This window comes from Streptomyces swartbergensis, assembly GCF_002148965.1.
In the GTDB taxonomy this organism is placed as follows: Bacteria; Actinomycetota; Actinomycetes; order Streptomycetales; family Streptomycetaceae; genus Streptomyces; species Streptomyces swartbergensis.
Map to the genome: position 1 here is coordinate 1 of NZ_NGFN01000561.1, position 3,108 is coordinate 3,108.

A 3,108-nucleotide genomic window follows, 5' to 3' on the forward strand; every position below is an offset into this window, starting at 1 on the left:
CCCCTAGGGTGTATCCAGCCGCCCCCGTTCGTTCACCCGTCCGTGCAGGCGCTCGGAGTGAACCGGGGGAGCGGAAGGGGGCGCTTTCGCCGAGCGATCTGTCCCGCTGATCATCTCGCCCCTACCGTCGAACGCAAGGGCACGGGTGTACGGCGGGGAGGCTCGACGATGACGTCGCGGAACCGGTCCGGGGAGACAGACGACAGCGCACCAGGATCCCAGGACCGCCCCGGAACAGCGGAGCGGACGACCGAGGGGGCAGACGGCGGGGCATCCGGCCCGGCCCTCGTCCGGATCCACGACCTCGCCGGCCGCCCCCGGGGCACCGGCTTCCTGGCCGACCACCACGGCACGCTCGTCACCAGCCACGAGGCGGTCGACGGCCTGCCCCGGCTCGTCCTGCGCGGCGCCGGGGACCGCCGCCGGGTCGTGTCCGCCGACGCGGTGACCCCGCTGCCCGCGCTCGGCCTGGCCCTCGTACGGACCGAGGGACTCGGCGTCCCGCCGCTGCCCGTCACCGTGCGGGGCGGGGCCGGGACGGGCGCCTATGTGCGGATCGCCGCCGGCGGTTGGCGCGAGGCCCGGGTGCTGGGCTCGACCGCCGTGACGTACACAGCCACGGACCGCGTCCACCGCCTCGACGGCGCGCTGGAGCTGGCGGTCGGCACGGCAGGGCGGGACGCGCTGCGACGGGGCGGCGGGGCGGCCGGCGGCCCGGTGCTCGACGCCGCGACCGGCGCCGTCGTCGGTGTCCTCGGCACCGCGCTCCGCTCGGACCACAGCGACGTCGGCTTCGCCGTACCGCTGCATCCCCGGGCACCCGGCGCGGCCGGCCCGCTCGCCGAGCTGCTCGCCGAGAACGCGGCGACGGTCCCCGCGTACGGCGCCGATCTCAACCTGGCCGGGGTGCTGGAGCTGACCGGCACCGCGGCGGGGCTGGACGGCCCGCCCGGCGGCACAGGCCTGACGGAGCCGGTCGAACGGGCGGCTGTGGTGGCAGAGTTCAGCGCGTTCGAGGCGGGCCGGGCGACCGTGCTCGGCCTCGTCGGGGCGCCCGGCAGCGGTCGTACGACGGAACTCGCGACGCTCGCCGCGCGCCGTGCCCGCAGCGGGCATCCCACGCTGTGGCTGTGCGGCAGCGAACTGCGGGACGACGACGCCTCGGTGGCCGACGCGGCACGCCGGGCGCTGCTGCGGGCAGCCCCTGCCGTGGCCGCGTCCCGGTCCCCTTTCCTGCCGGCCGACCTGGGCGACACCACCCCCGAGCGCCTCGCCCGCCTCGCCGGTGCCTTCGGCCGGCCTCTGCTGCTGCTTCTCGACGGCCCGGAGGAGATGCCCCCGGCGCTCGCCCGCCGCCTGGCTGACTGGACGGGCGGGACGGTGCGCTGGCTGCGGGAGACGGGTGTGCGGCTGGTCGTGGCGTGCCGGCCGGAGTACTGGGAGGGGGCGGGGTTCCCGGCGGAGGTCCTGCACCGGCCGGCCGGTGCCGACGGGCGGCCCGCGTGTGTGCGCATCGGCGATCTCACCGAGGACGAGGCCCGGGAGGCCCGGCTGCGCCACGGCATCCCGGAGAGCGCCCTCGTCGACGCCGACGCCCGGCATCCCCTCACCCTGCGGCTCCTCGCGGAGATCCGTGAGGCACTCGATGTCTTCGACGGCCCGGAAAGCGCCGGCGCACCCACCGGTCCCGACGGCCCCGGCGCCACCGTCGGCCGCGACGACGTCTTCGCGGCCTACCTGGACCTGATGTGCCTGCGCGTCGCCGTGCGGCTGGCCGCCGGGAACGGTCTGTCCGGCACGGCCGTACGACGGCTGGCCGCCAAGGTGGCCGGGCAGGTGCACGAGGCCGCCCGGCGCAGCCTCGGGCCCGGGCTGGGGGATCTGGACCGGGAGGCGTTCGAGACGGTGTTCCCGTGGGGGCCCGCACCGGCGCGGCTCGGCGGCGGCACCGGCTGGGCGTCGGCCGTCCTCGCCGAGGGCCTGCTCGTCCCCGCCGGAGCCGGCTACCGCTTCGCCCACGAGGAGCTCGCCGACTGGCTCCAGGGCCTGCACCTCGACCTCGACGAGGCCCTACGCTCCCTCGTCCACCGCCGGCGGGACGCGCAGTCCGACCCCGTCCCGCACCACCGCATCGGGCCGGTCGTGCAGGCCCTGCTGTTCCTCGCCCGCCACCACGGCACCGGCCGACTGGCCTCGCGGCTGGCGGACCTGGTGCACGCCCTGGACGCCGATCCACGGTCCTGGTGGGCCGCCCGGCTGCTCGCCGGGACCCTGTCGGCGGTGCCCGAGGCGACGCCGTACACGGAGGTGCTGCGGCTGCTGGCCGACCGGATCGTGGCCTGGCGGCGGCAGGACCGGCCCGTGCCGGAGGAGGTCGGGCCCGCCTTCTGGGCAGCCGTACGGCTGCCGGAGGACGAGCGCTTCGCGCTGCTGAGGCGGCTGGTGCACGCCGACGGCCCGCCGTGCGAGGCCGGTCCCCGGTTCCTGGACTCCGTCGCCCATCTGTTGGCCGCCGATCCCACCGCCGTACAGCCGCTGCTGGCCCGCTGGTTCGACGACGAGCAGCCGCTGCCGGCCACCCCGCACGCGACCGTGGCCACGGCCGCGCAGGCACTGCTGCACACCCACCGGCACGGCGCGCTGGACGACTTGGCGGACGTGCTCGTCGACCGCGCGCACCGGAGGGCCGACGAGCTGCTCGCCGTGCTGGCCGAGGAGGAACCGTCGGCGGTGTGCCGGGCCGTCGACCGGTGGGCGCGCGACGAGCGGCCGGCGCGACGGAGTGCCGCGGTGGCGCACGGCCTGCGCGTCGCGCCGCACGTGCGCTCCGGAGGCGATCGCGCCCTCCTGCGCTACGCGGCCCTCACCCTGCTCGCCCGGCCGGCCGACCGGGCCCTGCACGGCGGCGCCCTCGCCCTCCTCGTCCAGGATCCGCACACCCGGGCCCGGTATCTCCCGCGGGCGCTGGAGCACTTCGCGGCGGGCGACCCGCACCTCCCGCCGGACGCGCCGGCCGCCGCCCTCCCGGCCCACCCGGAGCCGGTCCTCGCCGCCTTCGCGGTGCGGCTGGAGCGGCCCGACCCGGGGGAGGCGCTGCGGGCGCTCGCC

At 77.9% G+C, this 3,108-nt stretch carries 1 protein-coding gene; it reads left to right on the top strand.

Features of this window, described 5'->3' with window-relative positions; translation table 11 throughout:
• Positions 1 to 168: 168 nt before the first annotated feature.
• A partial coding sequence (locus tag CA983_RS42040) for a trypsin-like peptidase domain-containing protein (RefSeq protein ID WP_086605904.1) occupies positions 169 to 3,108 on the top strand: 2,940 nt, incomplete at its 3' end.